Here is a 15,361-nt window from a genome sequence, read left to right as displayed (position 1 = left end):
GACAGGGCCTCCCCCTCCGGCACCCCCTCCCCGGTCCGCGCCAGCACAAAGCACCAGTCCGCGTCCTGCGCGAGCGACGTCCAGATCTTCTGCCCGCTGATCCGGAACCCGTCCGCCCCATCCCGCACGGCCCGCGTCCGCACCCCCGCCAGGTCCGATCCCGCCCCCGGCTCGCTGTACCCCTGGCACCACAGCGCCTCGCCCCGGGCGATCGCCGGCAGGAACTCGTCCCGCTGCTCCGGGGTGCCGTACGCGAGGAGCGTCGGCGCGAGGAGGTTCTCGCCGATGTGGCCGTACCGCCCCGGCGCCCGCACGCGCGCGTACTCCTCGGCCCAGACGACCTGCTGGGTCAGCGTGGCCCGCCGGTTGCCGTACGCGTCGGAGTCCCAGCCGAGCCCGATCCAGCCGTCGCGCCCCAACTCCCGTTCCCAAGCCCGCCGCTGGGCCCCTCCCTCGTGCTCGCTGCCGGGCCCGCCGCGCCCGACGGCCGCGGCGAAGTCACCGGTGAGATGCGCGGCGAGCCAGGCCCGCGCCTCGGCGCGGAACTCCTCGTCCTCGGGCCCGAAGCCGAACTCCACAGCCCCGCCCCCGCCTACGCGTTCGGACGTTCTTTGTTGGCGGCCGCCTTCGCCATGGCCTCCAGCTGCGCGAGCATCGGCATCGGATCGGTCCCCACCGTCCCCGGCAGGAAGTCGGCGATCCGCTCCGGGGTCCAGGCCCCGTCCGCGTACCCGGCGCGCAGTTCACGGGGCTGCGCCCAGACGGCGATCTTGGGCCCGGCGATCGTGTAGACCTGCCCGGTGATCTTCTCCTCGCGGGCCCGGTCGCTCAGCAGATACGTGACGAGCGCGGCGACGTCCTCCGGCTCGCCGATCTCCTTCAGCTCCATCGGGACGTTCGCCGACATCCTGGTCCGCGCGACGGGCGCCACCGCGTTGGCGGTCACCCCGTACTTGTGCAGGCCCAGCGCCGCGCTGCGCACCAGGGAGATGATCCCGCCCTTCGCCGCGCTGTAGTTGGCCTGGGCGACGGACCCCTGGTGGTTGCCGCTGGTGAAGCCGATCAGGGTGCCGGACCCCTGTTTGCGCATCACCGCGGACGCGGCACGGAAGACGGTGAAGGTGCCCTTCAAGTGGGTGGCGACGACGGGGTCCCACTCCTCCTCCGCCATGTTGAACAGCATGCGCTCGCGCAGGATCCCGGCGACGCACACCACCCCGTCGACCCGCCCGTACTCGGCGAGCGCGACGTCGACGATCCGCTGGCCGCCCGCCATGGTCGAGATGTCGTCGGCGACCGCGACGGCCTCGCCGCCCGCCGCCTGGATCTCCTTGACCACGGCGTCGGCTATCTCACTGGTCGGCTCGCCGCCCTCCATGGAGACGCCGTAGTCGTTGACGACGACCTTCGCCCCCTCGGCCGCCGCGGCCAGCGCGACGGCCCTGCCGATGCCGCGCCCGGCACCGGTCACGGCCACCACCTTGCCTGCCAAGAAGTTCCCCACGTCGGCCCCTTCCCGCGGTTTCTGACGGACCGTTAGATTCTATGACCCGTCAGATACCTGAAGACAAGCCCCCGGGGAGGACTCATGTCAGACTCAGGCCCCGCACCCTCCGCGTCCGCACCCTCCGCGCCCGCGTCCGCCGAACCCGCACCCTCCGCCCTGCCCGCCGAGTTCCACGAGATCGCCAAACGCGTGAACAACTGGGGGCGTTGGGGCGCCGACGACGAGATCGGCACGCTCAACCTCGTCACCGACGAGGTCGTCCGCGAGGCCGCGGCCACCGTCCGCGGCGGCCGCCGCGTCGCGCTCGCGCTGCCGCTGAAGGAGGACGGCGTCCAGACGGGCATGATCCCCGGCCGCGTGAACCCGCTGCACACCATGGTCCAGATCAACCATGAGCTGTTCGGCCCCGGCACGGTGGCCACCAGCGACGACGCGGTGACGATGGGCCTGCAGACGGCCACCCACTGGGACGCGCTCACACACGTCTCGCACTCGGGAACGATCTACAACGGCCGCCCCGCGGACACCATCACGGCCCACGCCGGCGCGCGGTACAGCGGCATCGACAAGGCTCCGTACGTCGTGTCGCGCGGCGTCCTCCTCGACGTCGCGCGCGCCAAGGGTCTCGACCGGCTGCCCGGCGACCACGCGGTGACGCCCGAAGACCTCGACGAGGCCGAGGAGTTCGGGGGCGTGCGGGTGCGCGCGGGCGACATCGTCCTCGTCCGCACGGGACAGGTGCAGGTCTATCTCGCGGGCGACAAGCACGCGTACGGATACCCCTCGCCCGGCCTCTCGGTGCGCACGCCCGAGTGGTTCCACGCGCGGGACGTGGCGGCGGTCGCGAACGACACCCTGACCTTCGAGATCTTCCCGCCGGAGATCGAGAACCTGTGGCTGCCGGTGCACGCGCTCGACCTGGTCGAGATGGGGATGCTGCAGGGCCAGAACTGGAACCTGGAAAACTTGTCCACAGCCTGTGCAGAAGATTCCCGCTACGCCTTCCTGCTGTCGGCGATGCCGGAGCCGTTCATCGGCGGGACGGGCACGCCGGTGGCGCCGGTCGCCATCCTGTGAGCACCCGCCTTTCCGGACGGCGGCGCGTCGACGTCCGCCCCGAGCGCGCTGCCGCGCGCGCCGCCCTCCGGCTCGGCGCTCGGTCCTGCCCCTCACGGCCCCGAAGGGACTGACGCCGAAAACGCGACTCACATCTCGCCAAGGACCTCCGTCACCGAGCGCCCTCGACATCCCCTCGCGGCGAATCGCTGCACACAATCGTGATCAACCGGACACGTTACGTCAACACCCGTCCGGGGATTAATGAATTATGCCGGATTTGCCCCACCCGCGCATGGGCGCGCGCATCGTGGCACACGACGGCGCATGCCGGCCCGGAGAGCCCCGCACCGGAGCGAAGGGGGCTCGTGCGGCTCAGACGGCCGCGTACACGGACCGCCCCGGACACTTCGTACGCGAGGCCGAGCGAACGCCTTCGCACACGAGAGTCGGACCGCTTCGTACGCGAGGCCGAGCGAAAGCCCTCGTACACGAGAGCCAGACCGCTCTCCGTACGCGAGCGTCAAACCGCCTCGTACGCGATGTCCGCGTCGCCGCTCGGCACCCCGCGATAGGCCGGCCTGCCGTAGGCCACTTCCTCGTCGTGGGCGCCGCCCGCCGCGCCGTCGAACGACGCGTCGTAGGCCGTGCCGTCGAAGGACGCCTCGTCGAAGGAGGCAGCGTCATAGGTCGCGCCGTCGAACGCCACCGCGGCCACGCCGGGCTCGCACCGGTCGACCTCGCACCAGATGCTCTTGCCGGCCCCCTCGGGCTGCCAGCCCCAGCGGTCGGCGAGACCGTCGACGAGCTCCAGGCCGCGGCCGTTGGTGTCGTCGCCGTCCGCGTGGCGCGGCGCGGGCGGCCGGGCGCTGCGGTCGGCGACCTCGACCCGGACCGTCCCCGGCGCGTCGGCGGGGACACCGGGGAGCAGCATGCGCAGGACGGCCGGACAGCCCGTGTGCACCACGGCGTTGGTGACGAGCTCCGAGATCAGGAGGATCAGCGTCTCGGCGACCGGCTCGTCGGCCTCTATCCCCGAGCCCGCGAGCCGCGAGCGGGCCCATCGCCTGGCCCGTCCCACCTCGGCGGGGTCGGCCCCGACCTCCAGCTGAACTTGAAGCACCTGCACCGCTCACACCATCCGAACCGGCGGACACATCGCCTCGCGACTCCACAGGGTCACGGAACGTGATCCCCTTGGGAGACAGCATGATTGACGTTCAGTCACCCCAACAAGCGCTTCGGGCATATTCCAGCGCGAAGGAGTACGTGTGCTGCATACTGTGCGACGCACGCCACGGGGGGTCGAACAGGCGGGCACGATTCCTCGTCCCGCGCCACGAGCGGCGGGCATTGCCGGGTCCGGAGTCGCCTCAGGGGCAACACCGGGATGGCTCAGCCTCAGAACCACTCGCATCTCACACAAGGTACCCGAGCCGGACACCGACTCCGTGCCGTGACGAGTCACGCGTAGGACACAACCCGATATCGACGCTCAGTAGCCCCGGCGCGGACGGGTACCGCCCCTCACAACATCGGGACAAAGCGCATGATATCGGGTAGACCAATTTTTCGAAGGGCTCGCTCCCCCGTTCCCTCGGAGGCCGCTCTCCGGGCGGGGCGCACCCCGTCCCTCAGAGCGCCGCGGCCAGCTCCTCCTCCGCGTCCCGCGCCGGGCGGCCCAGCTCCGCCCGCACCCAGGCCCGCTTGAGGTGCAGATGCACGTCGGCCTCCCAGGTGAACCCCATGCCGCCGTGCACCTGGAGGCAGTCCCGCGCATTGCGCACGGCCGCGTCGTCGGCCAGCAGCTTGGCGCCGGTGATCTCCGTCGGGTCCTCGGTCACGGCCGCCGCGTACACGGCGGCGCGGGCGAGCTCGGCCCGCACGAGCATCTGCGCGCACAGGTGCTTCACGGCCTGGAAGGACCCGATGGGCCGCCCGAACTGCTCGCGCTCACCGGCGTATTGGACGGCCGTCTCGCAGGTGCGGGCGGCGCTGCCGAGCTGTTCGGCGGCGTAGAGGAGGGTGGCGCGGTCGCTCCTGGGGGTCCGGGAGTGTCGCGCCCCTTCGGCGCCCCGCACCCGGTGCAGCGGCGTCAGCGGATCGACCGAGCGCAGCGGCTCGGCGCCGGCCGCCTCGCCCAGCACCACGTCCGCCTCCTCCAGCCACGGCACCAGCGAGCCGTCGACCGCCGTCACGACGACCTCGCCCGTCGCGGCGCCCGGGACGTCGCCCGCCGCGAGGAAGGAGGCCACCGCGGGCCCCGGCAGCAGGGCGCGCCCCGCCTCCTCGAAGACCAACACGGCCTCCGGGAGCCCCAGTCCGACCCCGCCCTCCGCCTCGGGCAGCGCGAGCGCGAAGAACCCGGCCTCGCCCAGCTCGCGCCAGAGCGCCCGGTCCAGGCGTTCCGTGGCGTCCCGCAGCGTGAACCGGCCCGCCAGGAGGCGGCGCAGCCCGTCCCGCAACGCCCGCTGGTCCTCCGTGAGTTGGAAATCCATACGGACCCTCACCGCCCCTTCGGGAGGCCGAGAATCCGCTCGGCCACGATGTTCTGCTGGATCTGCGAGGTGCCCGCGGCGATGGTGTACGACAGCGAGGAGAGCCGGTCGAGGGTCCACTCGTGGCCGAGGTCGAGGGCGCCCGCGCCGAGGACCTCGGCGGCGGCGTCGTACAGCTCCTGGCGCGCGTGCGAGTACCGCAGCTTGAAGACCGAGCCGCCCACCCCGGGCACGCCTCCGGTGCGCTGGGCCTCGCTCACGTTCCACTGCGTGAGCCGCCAGAGCGCCGAGAACTCGGCGGCCAGACGCCCCAGCGTGCGCCGCAGCACCGCGTCGTCCCAGCGGCCGTTCTTGCGGGCCTCGCGGGCCACCTCGCCGAGGACGCGCCGACAGGCCACCACCTCCCCCACGAAGGCGGTGCCCCGCTCGTACGACAGGGTCACCATCGTCACGCGCCAGCCGTCGTTCTCGTCGCCGACGCGGTGGGTCACCGGCACCCGCACCTCGTCGAGGAACATCTCGGCGAACTCCGTGGACCCGGCGAGCGTGCGCAGCGGGCGGACGGTGATGCCGGGCGCGTCCATCGGCATGGCGAGCCAGGTGATGCCGCGGTGCTTGGGCACGGCCTCGCTCACCGGGGTCGTGCGCACCAGGAGCTCGCACCAGTCGGCGACCTCGGCGTGGGAGGTCCAGATCTTGGACCCGCTCACTACGTAGTGGTCGCCGTCGCGCCACGCGCGCGTGCGCAGCGACGCGAGGTCGGACCCGGCGTCGGGTTCGCTGAAGCCCTGGCACCACACCTCGTCGCCGCGCAGGACGGGCGGCAGCCACCGCTCGCGCTGTTCGGGGGTGCCTTCGGAGGCGATGGTCGGGCCCGCGTGCAGCAGTCCCACGAAGTTGGCGCCCACATAGGGGGCGCCTGCCTTCTCGGTCTCCTCCAGGAAGATGAGGCGCTGCGTCGGGGAGGCGTCCCAGTGGACCTCGCCGTAGCCCGCGTCGTACAGCATGCGCTGCCAGGTCGTGTCGTAGGCGCGGCGGCCGGGCCAGTCCTGGGGCGAGGGCTTGACGGGGAGGGTCGGCAGCACCGTCGCGAGCCAGTCGCGCAGCCCCGCCCGGAAGGCCTCTTCCCCCTCGGTGTACGTGAGGTCCATGCGATGTGTCCCCTCCGGCCCCTGCGACCTCATCTGATGCTCCGTCAGAACGCAGGCTAGCCCCGCACCCCTGGACCGACAAGGCGCGGGGCCTTACGCTCTCGGCACGATCTGACTACCCGTCAGTTCTGCCGGTTCGGCTGGGAGGGGATCGCGTTGAGGACCTCGGAGAACGAGACCGCACACGAACTGGGGGCGTCCCGCACGCTCTGGGAGCTGATCGCGCGGCGCGCCGCCCTCACCCCCGACCGGCCCGTCCTCCTCCAGGCCGCGGCCGACCCCGCCGACGACCGCACGCTGACCTTCGGCGCCCTGCGCGACCGCGCCGAGCGCGTCGCCGCCGGCCTGTACGACATGGGGGTGCGCCCCGGCACGGTCGTCGCCTGGCAGCTGCCCACCCGTATCGAGACGGCCCTGCTCTCCTTCGCGCTCGCCCGCATCGGCGCCGTCCAGTCGCCCGTCATCCCCTTCTACCGCGACCGCGAAGTCGGCTTCGCCCTGCGGGAGTCGAAGGCGGAGTTCTTCGCCGTGCCGGGCGTCTGGCGCGGCTTCGACCACACGGAGATGGCGCGGCGGCTCGGCGCGCGGGGTGTCTTCGAGGCCTACGACACGCTGCCCGACGGCGACCCGGCCGTGCTGCCCCCGCCGCCCTCCGACGGCACGGCGGTGCGCTGGATCTACTGGACCTCGGGCACCACGTCCGACCCCAAGGGCGTGCTGCACACCGACCGTTCACTGATCGCGGGCGGCTCCTGCCTGGCCCACGCCCTGCACCTCAGCGCGTCGGACGTCGGCTCGATGGCGTTCCCCTTCGCGCACATCGCCGGGCCCGACTACACCGTGATGCTGCTGCTCTACGGCTTCCCCGCGGTCATGTTCGAGCACTTCGCGCTGCCCGCCGCGCTCGACGGCTACCGGCGGCACGGCGTGACCGTGGCGGGCGGGTCGACGGCCTTCTACTCCATGTTCCTCGCCGAGCAGCGCAAGCTCCCCGCGGGGCAGAAGGTCATCCCGACCCTGCGCCTGCTCGCGGGCGGCGGGGCGCCCAAGCCGCCCGAGATCTACCACGCGGTCGTCCGCGAGATGGGCTGCCGGCTCACCCACGGCTACGGCATGACCGAGGTGCCGATGATCACCATGGGCGCGCCGGACGACACCGCGGAGAACCTCGCGACGACCGAGGGACTGCCCCCGCGGGGCATGGAGATACGCGTCACCGACGCCGACGGCAAGGAGCTGCCGGCCGGCACGGACGGCGAGGTGCGGCTGCGCGGGGAGGCCGTCTGCCAGGGCTACCTGGACCAGGAGCAGAGCGCGGCGGTCTTCGACGCCGACGGCTTCCTCATCACCGGGGACCTCGGCCACCTCAAGGAGAGCGGCCATCTGGTGCTCACCGGGCGGGCGAAGGACATCATCATCCGCAAGGGCGAGAACATCTCCGCCAAGGAGATCGAGGACCTGCTCCACCAGCACCCGGCCGTGGGCGAGGCGGCGGTCGTGGGCCTGCCCGACCCCGAACGCGGGGAGCGGGTGTGCGCGGTGGTCGAACAGCGCGCGGGCGGCGCGGAGTTGACGCTGGAGACGCTCACCTCGTACCTGCGCGGCGAGGGCCTCGCCACCCACAAGCTGCCGGAGCGGCTGGAGCTGGTCGAGGCGCTGCCCCGCAACGAGACGCTGCGGAAGGTCCTCAAGTACAAGCTGCGCGAGCGGTTCTCGGACTGACGCCCAGGACGGGACGGGGGCGCGGGTACCGGTGCCGGTACCCGCGCCCCCGTCCGCGTCGGCTACTCCGGGACCGTGAAGTACTGCGCGAACGCCGTCACGATCTCCTGCTCCGTCACCCGGCCGTCCCCGTCGCCGTCCAGCGCGGCGGCCACCGTCGCGGCGACGTCCTCCGGCACGCCCAGGGCCTTGAGCGCGCGCCCGGCCTCGCCCGGGGTCACCGCGCCGTCGCCGTCGCCGTCGGCCGCGGTGATCATCGCGTGCAGGAAGGGCCGCGCGATCTCGGCGAACCGGCCGGGGTTGTCCCGCAGCCGCTTCACCGCGCCGCCCACGAACTCGTCCCGGGTGATCCGCTGGTCCCCGTCACGGTCCGCGATGCCGGCCATGCCCTGCCAGAACGCCTCGGCGCCGATGTAGAGGGCCTGCCCCTTCTCGGACCGCGCCGTCGCGGCGAACTCGCCGCACAGGGCGGCCGCCGCGGTGCTGAAGTCCTCACGGGAGATGTAGCCGTTGCCGTCCTGGTCGAAGGTGGCGAACCGGGCCGCGATTTTACGCTCGTACTCGGCACTGTCCATGATCTTCGGGCCGCCTCACTTCCGCGGTTGGATGCTTCGTCAGGGGGTGTGTCCCCGGCAGCGAGCGTACGTGGTCAGCGGGCCCGGGAGGCGGGAAAACGACGCTTGTGCCAAGACCGCCGGAATTCCGGGACAAGGGTGTGTCACAAGGGTGATGTGCTGCACTGTTACGCGTGGAAGCGGTTGCGGCGAGTGTCATAGCGGTGTTGGGAACTCTTCTGGGCGCGGGGGTCACGCACGCGTTCCAGCGAAGGGCGATCGAACGGACGGAACAGTTCACGCGCGCGGAGAAACTGCGCCAGGAGCGGATCGACGCCTACTGCGCGTACGCGGGGGCGCTGGTCAACTACCGGCGGGTCCTGGTCGACCGCTGGTTCAGCCGGGCGGGGAACCGCACCGAGGAGAGCGAGGAGACGCGCTTCCGCTCCTACGAGCTGCGCTCCGAGGCCCAGGAGGCGCTGTTCCGCGTGCAGTTGCTCACCACCGACGACGCGCTGGTGCGGCTGGCGGCACAGACCCTCGACCAGGTGGCCGACGTGCACCGCACCGACGACCGCGCCGAACTGGGCGAGCGGCGCCGGGTCTCGCGGGACGCCATCAACTCCTTTGTGAGCGAGGCCAAACGGCACGTCTGAGCGTGGCGCGGCCCTCACGCCGACATCGGGGCCGCCTCCTCGTCCAGCGCCGCGCCCACGTCCGGGAAGACCTCGAACAGGCGGCGCACGCCGAGAGCGGCGAGGACACGGTTCACGTGCGAGCCGTCGACCGCGCCCTTGGCCGGCAGGATCAGCCGCAGTCTGCCCTGGCAGGAGCGGATGAGCCGGCGCGTGGCGATCAGCACGCCGACGCCGCTGGAGTCGCAGAACAGCACTTCGGAGAGGTCGAGGACGATACTGCGGCGGCCGTCGGCCACCGCGTCGTGCACGCGCTGGCGCACCACGGGTGAGGTCAGCAGGTCCATCTCGCCGGACACGCACAGCACGGCCCAGCCCTCCTGCTCGTCCACCGTCACCTTGAGCGTCACGCGCCACGCCTCCCGCTCGCCCTGCCTGCCCACTGTTCCGCAGTGATCCGGAAGCAGTCCCTACGGTTCGTTCTGCTTCGGCTGCCCCACCGCTCTCCCATGAAACACCAGCAGGTCACCGTCAATATCATCCGGTGCCCCTAGAGACGCGTGCTTTGCCGCAAACAGTTGTGCGCTGTCGGCAAACAGGAGTGCCCTGTCGGCGGTCCGCACTACATTCGAGGGAGAGGCAGGTCCGGAAGTACGGCACGGGACGTACGGTCGGAGAAGGCAGAACAGGGCAAGCGCACGAGGGGGACGCATGCCGAAGGACGCGCCGCGGCGCTGGGACCGCCGCATGCAGCAGCGGCTCGCGCACGGAGAGGCCGCCGCGCTGGGCGAGCTGTACGACCGGTTCGCTTCGCTGGTGCACGGCCTCGCCCACCGGGTCCTCGGCGACGAGGACGCCGCGGACCGCATCACCCGCGAGGTCTTCACGCACGTCTGGGAGAACCCCGACGCCTACGACCCGCGGCAGGGTCCCCTGCGCTCCTGGATCGCCGGCCTCACCCACCAGCAGGCCGTCCGCAGGCTCCGCCAGACCGAGTCCGCGGCCCTCGCCCTCGGCGAGGGCACCACGGAGGACCTGGAGCGCAAGGTCCGCAAGGCCTCCGTCGCCGCCCGCGCGGACTACATCGTCACGGCCATGCCCACGCCGCTGCGCGCCGCCCTGGAGCTCGCCCACTTCCAGCGCCGCGACTACCGCCAGACGGCCGCCGACCTCGGCGTCACCGAGGACGAGGCCCGTCGCAGACTCCGCCTCGGCCTCCAGCTCCTGTCGACGGCCAACGACACCGGCGACCCCTCCGCGGGACCGGGCACCCCGCCCGGGTTCGGGACCACGCTGTGACCGCCTCCGACCGCCCCGAGCCCCAGGAGGAGCCCGACCAGCCGGCCGCCGCGCCGCGGATACCGCTGCCGCGCGCCTCCGTGGAGGACACCGGGCGGCCCGTGCCCGACCCGTCCCCGGCTCCGGACCCCGGGGACACCGCCCGGCCGGCCGCGCCCCTCGTCCTGGAGCACCGCGTCCTGAAGTCGCTCCTCGGCGCCTGGGCGCTCTCGGCCTGCTCGCCCGAGGAGGCCACCGCCGTCGAGGAGCACCTGGGCGGCTGCGGCCCCTGCGCGGAGGAGGCGCTGCGGCTGCGCGACGCCGTCGGGCTGCTGCACCCCGAGGAGAGCCTCGACCTCGACCCCGGTCTGCGCACCCGCGTCCTGGAGAGCTGCCTCGGCCGCCGCCCGCCGCGCATCCCGGTGCCCGAGTGGGCCGTGCCGTACGACGCGGAGACCGCCCGCCTGGACGCCCTGCTCCAGGACATCGGCGACGCGGAGTGGCACGCCCCGGTGCGGCTGCGCTGGTTCGAGCAGGACGCCGCGGTCACCCGGAAGACCACCGTGGCCGGGGTCATCGCGCATCTGCTCGCCGTCGACGGCATGGTCGGGCTCTCCCTCGGCCTCGACGATCCGCTCGGCCCGGAGGTCGTGGTCCCCCGGGACCCGCACCACCGCACGGAGGCGTACTGGCGCGCGTCGTACTTCCCGCCCACGCGCGCGGTGCGCAACCCCTGGCGGGTGCAGACGCACGAGCTGATCCGCACGGTGTCGTTCGCGGGCGGCGGCTCGGGCCGGCTCCCCGTGGCGTACGGCACGGGCCCCGCCGCGCCCGGCGCCGACGCCGGGCCGAAGATCGAGCTGCCCCTGCGGGACTCGATGGTCGACCGCGCCTTCGAGTGCTGGATCCACGCGGGCGACATCGCCGACGCGGTGGACTATCCGTACGAGCCGCCCGCGCCCCGGCACCTCCACCACATGATCGACCTGGCCGCCCGGATGCTGCCCGGCACGCTCGCCGAGCGGCGCCGCACCGGGCTCGCCACCCCGCCGCGCGGCCTGGTCGCGGCGGGCGCGCCGGGCCGCAGCCTGCGCCTGGAGATCGAGGGTCTCGGCGGCGGCGAGTGGCTGATCCCGCTCGACTCGCCCGGGGCCGTCGCGTCGGCCGAGCACGAGGTGGCCCACGTGGCGCTGGACGGCGTGGAGTTCTGCCGGCTGGCGGCGGGCCACGTCTCCCCGGAGGAGGCGGCCGCGGGCCAGCTCGGCGACCGGGAGGCGATCCGCGACGTCCTGTTCGCGGCGGCCTCGCTCAGCCGGATGTGACGGTCCCGGCCCGGCCGGGCCGGGACCGCGGCCGGGCGAGGGCGGCGGCTAGGCGAAGACGACCGTGCGGCTGCCGTTGAGCAGGATGCGGTGCTCGGCGTGCCACTTCACGGCCCGCGCCAGCGCCTGGCACTCCACGTCACGGCCGATCGCGACCAGCTGGTCGGGGGTGACGTCGTGGCCGACCCGCTCGACCTCCTGCTCGATGATCGGCCCCTCGTCGAGGTCGGCCGTCACGTAGTGCGCGGTGGCACCGATCAGCTTCACACCGCGGGCGTGCGCCTGGTGGTAGGGCTTGGCGCCCTTGAAGCTCGGCAGGAAGGAGTGGTGGATGTTGATGATCCGCCCGCTGAGCTCCTTGCACAGGTCGTCCGAGAGCACCTGCATGTAGCGGGCGAGGACGACCAGGTCCACGTTCTCCTCGCGCACCAGCTCCAGGAGCCGGGCCTCGGCCTGCGGCTTGTTGTCCTTGGTCACCGGGATGTGGTGGAAGGGGATGTCGTACGAGGCGACGAGCTCGGCGAAGTCCGTGTGGTTGGAGACGACCGCGGCGATCTCCACGGGCAGCGCGCCGATCCGCGAGCGGAACAGCAGGTCGTTCAGGCAGTGCCCGAACTTCGACACCAGCAGGACGATGCGCATCCGGTCCTCGGCGCGGTTGATCCGCCAGTCCATGTGGAAGGAGTCGCCGACCGCGGCGAAGCTCGCCCGCAGCTTGTCGACGGTCACCGGCGCCTCGGCCGAGAAGTGCACGCGCATGAAGAACAGTCCGGTGTCGTGGTCGCCGAACTGCTGGCTGTCCTCGATGTTGCAGCCGGTCATGAAGAGGTAGCTCGACACGGCGTGCACGATGCCCTGCTTGTCGGGGCAGGAGAGGGTGAGGACGTACTGCTCAGCGGGGGCGGACTGCTCGTTCATGCAGGCAAGGGTCCCATATGCGGCGACCCCGGCGGGCCGCCGTTCCACGGTGCGGCTACGCGGACCGCGTCAGGATCCGCAGCACTTCCAGGGTCTGCGGCGGCACGTCCGGGTCCTCCCCGTCGCCCGCCGCGAGACGGACGTGGGCGTCCCGGGCGGCCCGCACGGCCTCCGGCCAGCCCGGGTGGTCCAGATAGACGGACACCATCGCGTCCGGCCCCACCTCGTGCATGATCCGCAGGACCCTCAGCACCGCCGTGTCGACGAGGGCCGCCTCCTGCGGGTCCCGGAAGATCGTCCCGACGTACTTCTCCGCGGACCAGTTGTCCAGCCAGGTGTCCTCGACCAGCCGGTACACGGCATCGGTCACGTCCCCGTACTCCGCGTGCCCCGCCAGCCAGCACTCGCGCTGGAACGCGGGGTCGGAGAGCATGTGCAGCGCCGAGCGCACGTTGCTGCGCCAGCGCCACCACGGCATGTCGTTGGTCGGCATGCCGCCCATGGTGCTAGAGCGACGGCCGCGACGGGAAGACTTCTCCGAACCTTGCACGGTCAGCGATCGTACGTTCCCACCCCGCGCACGCGAACCGGACCCCGCCCGTTCACCTTCATGTCACTGTCCGTTGAGAACGAGTCACTCCACGGTTGGCCCGCCACCGGAATCGTGCAGGGACATGACCGGCTGGCGACGCACCTTCCTCCCCCGCCCCTCCCGCACCGCAGCACTCTCCGCGGCCGCCGTGGCGGCGTGTACGTCGCTCATAGCCGGGTGCGGGGTCATCCCTGGAACCACGGGGGGTTCCAGGGACGACCCCATCACCGTGATGACCTGGGCCCCCGAGAAGACCAAGGCCACCAACAAGCCGGGCGTCCCGGCCATGGCCCAGGCCTACGCGCGCTGGGTCAACGCGCACGGCGGCCTCGACGGCCGCGAGCTGAAGGTCCTCACCTGCAACGACCACAACGACCCGGTGGGCGCCGCCGACTGCGCCCGCGAGGCCGTCGACCAGGACGTCGTCGCGGTCGTCGGCGCCTACAGCCAGCACGGCCGCTCCTTCCTCGCCCCGCTGGAGGTCGCCGGCATCCCCTACATCGGGGGCTATGGCATCACCGACGACGAGTTCAGCAGCCCGCTCTCCTACCCGGTCAACGGCGGCGAGCCCGCCCTGATGGCGGGCAACGGCCGCCAGCTCGCCTCCCGCTGCGCCCGCGTCTCCCTGGTGCGCCCCGACACCCTCGCCGGCGACGAGCTGCCCAAGCTGCTCAACCAGGGCCTGGCCGACGGCCACCACAAGCCCGTCGCGGACATCCGCGCCCCCGAGGACAGCACCGACCTGACCCCGCAGGCCGAACAGGCCCTGCGCTCGGCGGGCACGCGGGACGGCTGTGTGACGGCCGCGCTCGGCGCGCGCACCGACACCTTCTACGACTCCTTCCGCCGCACCCGGCAGGACTATCCGCCGGTGCGGATCTCCTCGGTGCTCGGCAGCGTCGACCAGTCGCTCGTCGACCGCACGGGCGGCGCGAGCGGCCCCTACGAGGGCGCCTACGTCACCGGCTGGTACCCGGCGTCCGGTGACGCGCGGTGGGACCGGATGCGGGAGGTCATCCGGGAGCAGGCGTTCGGTGACAACCGGGTCGACCCCGCGGACGCGGGCGTGCAGACGACCTGGATCGCGTACACCGTCCTGAAGCAGACCGTCGAGTCGCTCGACGGCGGCGAGGTCACCGCCCAGTCGCTGCGCCGCGCCCTCGACGGCGGCCTCCGGGTCGACACGGGCGGGCTCACGCCGCCGCTGAGCTGGCGCTTCGAGGACCTGCTCGCGGCCAGCGAGTTCCCACGCCTGATCAACTCGGGCGTCACGTTCCAGGTGGTGCGGGACGGGCGGCTCGTCCCGGCGCGCCGGGGCTTCGTGAACGTGGAGAAGACGCTGGAGCAGACGGTGTAGGGACCCCACCGCCGCGACTGCCACGGCCCCGCGTCCCTTCCGGGGCGCGGGGCCGGCGTGCCGGTGCGGGGCCGGCGTCCTACAGCTGCGTCTTGTTGCGCTGGGTCAGGCCGTACTTGCGGGCGATCGCGTTCCAGTGGTTGGCGGCCTGCTCCTTGGCGGTGGTCGCCGCGCCGCTCTGGCGGTTGCCCGCCGCGGTCTGCGAGGTGGTGCGGGCGTGGCCCTTCTTGCAGCCCTTCTTGCCGGCGCGGGCCACCTGGTCCGCCCACGCGGCGTAGTGGTTGTCGGCGGCGGCCGACGCCTTCCAGGCCTTGGTGAGGGAGGCCGTCAGCTGGTCGTTGGCGGGCAGCTTGTCGACCTTGAGCCCGGCGAGCCGGGTGACGAGGCCGTTGCGCTGCTTGGCGGCGGCGCGCAGGTCCTTCGCCGACTGTCCGAGGTTCTTGCAGGAGCCGACGTTGCGTACGGCGGCGATGACCGAGTCACGGCTGTTGTTGCTGTCGGCCAGGAGCTTGTCCAGGGCGACCGCCTGGTCCTTGGCCGGGTCGGCGGTCGGCGAGGGCCGCTCGTCGGGCTCGGCGGACGCGGAGACGGGCTTGCCGTCGTCCTTCTTCTCGTCGTCCTCGCCACCGCCGGAGCTCAGCAGGGCGCCCGCGCCGATGCCCAGCGCGGCGATGCCGACGCCGACCACGGCGAGGAGGGGCACCTTCTTCGAGCCGCCACCGCCACCGGCGCGGCCACGGCTCCCGTGGCCGCGGCCGCCGCCGCCCTGCC

Annotated in this window: 15 protein-coding genes and 1 pseudogene; 6 read left to right on the top strand and 10 right to left on the bottom strand. The window is 72.6% G+C overall.

The annotated features are described in order from the left end of the window. Both AOK22_RS07110 and AOK22_RS07105 read right to left on the bottom strand, forming a co-directional pair. Positions 1–578 (bottom strand): acyl-CoA dehydrogenase family protein (locus tag AOK22_RS07110; protein WP_208606374.1); only part of this gene is annotated, 578 nt, incomplete at its 3' end. A gap of 14 nt (positions 579–592) precedes the next feature. Beyond that, positions 593–1,504, bottom strand: a complete 912-nt coding sequence (locus AOK22_RS07105) for an SDR family NAD(P)-dependent oxidoreductase (RefSeq protein WP_055697723.1) — start codon at positions 1,502–1,504, stop codon at positions 593–595. 84 nt (positions 1,505–1,588) lie between these two features. Between AOK22_RS07105 and AOK22_RS07100 the strand changes: the two genes are divergently transcribed. Next, positions 1,589–2,584, top strand: coding sequence for a cyclase family protein (locus AOK22_RS07100; protein ID WP_079036401.1), 996 nt, complete (start codon positions 1,589–1,591; stop codon positions 2,582–2,584). A gap of 700 nt (positions 2,585–3,284) precedes the next feature. Here the strand turns inward: AOK22_RS07100 and AOK22_RS07095 are convergent. From AOK22_RS07095 to AOK22_RS07085, 3 genes and pseudogenes are all read right to left on the bottom strand, one after another. Then, positions 3,285–3,692, bottom strand: a pseudogene (locus AOK22_RS07095) (ATP-binding protein); the annotation flags it as partial. A 505-nt stretch (positions 3,693–4,197) separates the two neighbouring features. Then, complete coding sequence (locus AOK22_RS07090; protein WP_055697722.1) at positions 4,198–5,061, bottom strand: acyl-CoA dehydrogenase family protein; 864 nt, start codon at positions 5,059–5,061, stop codon at positions 4,198–4,200. Positions 5,062–5,069: 8 nt separating this feature from the next. Then, positions 5,070–6,212: an acyl-CoA dehydrogenase family protein gene (locus tag AOK22_RS07085; protein WP_055697721.1), complete on the bottom strand. Its 1,143-nt coding sequence runs from the start codon at positions 6,210–6,212 to the stop codon at positions 5,070–5,072. Positions 6,213–6,368: 156 nt separating this feature from the next. Here AOK22_RS07085 and AOK22_RS07080 point away from each other — a divergent pair, with 156 nt between their 5' ends. Continuing rightward, complete coding sequence (locus tag AOK22_RS07080; RefSeq protein ID WP_055697720.1) at positions 6,369–7,934, top strand: AMP-binding protein; 1,566 nt, start codon at positions 6,369–6,371, stop codon at positions 7,932–7,934. Positions 7,935–7,996: 62 nt separating this feature from the next. On the opposite strand, the gene AOK22_RS07075 is transcribed toward AOK22_RS07080, so the two are convergent. After that, entirely contained in the window at positions 7,997–8,509 is a 513-nt protein-coding gene (locus AOK22_RS07075) for an EF-hand domain-containing protein (protein WP_055697719.1), read from the bottom strand. A gap of 203 nt (positions 8,510–8,712) precedes the next feature. Here AOK22_RS07075 and AOK22_RS07070 point away from each other — a divergent pair, with 203 nt between their 5' ends. After that, positions 8,713–9,144, top strand: coding sequence for a hypothetical protein (locus AOK22_RS07070; RefSeq protein WP_237773397.1), 432 nt, complete (start codon positions 8,713–8,715; stop codon positions 9,142–9,144). A 14-nt stretch (positions 9,145–9,158) separates the two neighbouring features. Here the strand turns inward: AOK22_RS07070 and AOK22_RS07065 are convergent, their stop codons facing one another. After that, positions 9,159–9,533 carry an STAS domain-containing protein gene (locus AOK22_RS07065; protein WP_055697724.1) on the bottom strand — a complete coding sequence of 125 codons (375 nt, stop codon included), beginning with the start codon at positions 9,531–9,533 and terminating at the stop codon, positions 9,159–9,161. A gap of 301 nt (positions 9,534–9,834) precedes the next feature. On the opposite strand from AOK22_RS07065, the gene AOK22_RS07060 reads away from it, so the two are divergent. Next, complete coding sequence (locus tag AOK22_RS07060; RefSeq protein ID WP_055697717.1) at positions 9,835–10,422, top strand: sigma-70 family RNA polymerase sigma factor; 588 nt, start codon at positions 9,835–9,837, stop codon at positions 10,420–10,422. Further along, entirely contained in the window at positions 10,419–11,723 is a 1,305-nt protein-coding gene (locus AOK22_RS07055; protein WP_055697716.1) for a zf-HC2 domain-containing protein, read from the top strand. Before AOK22_RS07060 ends, AOK22_RS07055 begins: the two co-directional genes overlap by 4 nt. A 48-nt stretch (positions 11,724–11,771) precedes the next feature. On the opposite strand, the gene purU is transcribed toward AOK22_RS07055, so the two are convergent. Next, on the bottom strand, positions 11,772–12,641 hold the full coding sequence (purU, locus tag AOK22_RS07050) for a formyltetrahydrofolate deformylase (RefSeq protein WP_055697715.1): 870 nt from the start codon (positions 12,639–12,641) through the stop codon (positions 11,772–11,774). Between the two features lie 55 nt (positions 12,642–12,696). Beyond that, entirely contained in the window at positions 12,697–13,197 is a 501-nt protein-coding gene (locus tag AOK22_RS07045) for an SCO4402 family protein (protein WP_079036398.1), read from the bottom strand. Positions 13,198–13,315: 118 nt separating this feature from the next. Here AOK22_RS07045 and AOK22_RS07040 point away from each other — a divergent pair, with 118 nt between their 5' ends. Further along, positions 13,316–14,590 (top strand): ABC transporter substrate-binding protein, encoded by a 1,275-nt coding sequence (locus tag AOK22_RS07040; protein WP_055697713.1) that lies wholly within the window; start codon positions 13,316–13,318, stop codon positions 14,588–14,590. A gap of 79 nt (positions 14,591–14,669) precedes the next feature. On the opposite strand, the gene AOK22_RS07035 is transcribed toward AOK22_RS07040, so the two are convergent. Continuing rightward, the coding region (locus tag AOK22_RS07035) for a hypothetical protein (RefSeq protein ID WP_055697712.1) at positions 14,670–15,361 on the bottom strand (692 nt) is incomplete at its 5' end.

Origin of the sequence: Streptomyces silaceus (assembly GCF_001419745.1) — a bacterium.
GTDB lineage: Bacteria > Actinomycetota > Actinomycetes > Streptomycetales > Streptomycetaceae > Streptomyces > Streptomyces silaceus.
The sequence above is the reverse complement of the archived record's forward strand: the minus strand, read 5'-3'. Positions and strand labels throughout refer to the sequence as shown.

What these genes read in the sequence shown, in the direction of transcription:
- AOK22_RS07100 (WP_079036401.1), top strand. Translation starts at nt 1,589, where the DNA reads ATGTCAGACTCAGGCCCCGCACCCTCCGCGTCCGCACCCTCCGCGCCC.
- AOK22_RS07090 (WP_055697722.1), bottom strand. Translation starts at nt 5,061, where the DNA reads ATGGATTTCCAACTCACGGAGGACCAGCGGGCGTTGCGGGACGGGCTG.
- AOK22_RS07085 (WP_055697721.1), bottom strand. Translation starts at nt 6,212, where the DNA reads ATGGACCTCACGTACACCGAGGGGGAAGAGGCCTTCCGGGCGGGGCTG.
- AOK22_RS07075 (WP_055697719.1), bottom strand. Translation starts at nt 8,509, where the DNA reads ATGGACAGTGCCGAGTACGAGCGTAAAATCGCGGCCCGGTTCGCCACC.
- AOK22_RS07060 (WP_055697717.1), top strand. Translation starts at nt 9,835, where the DNA reads ATGCCGAAGGACGCGCCGCGGCGCTGGGACCGCCGCATGCAGCAGCGG.
- purU (WP_055697715.1), bottom strand. Translation starts at nt 12,641, where the DNA reads ATGAACGAGCAGTCCGCCCCCGCTGAGCAGTACGTCCTCACCCTCTCC.
- AOK22_RS07040 (WP_055697713.1), top strand. Translation starts at nt 13,316, where the DNA reads ATGACCGGCTGGCGACGCACCTTCCTCCCCCGCCCCTCCCGCACCGCA.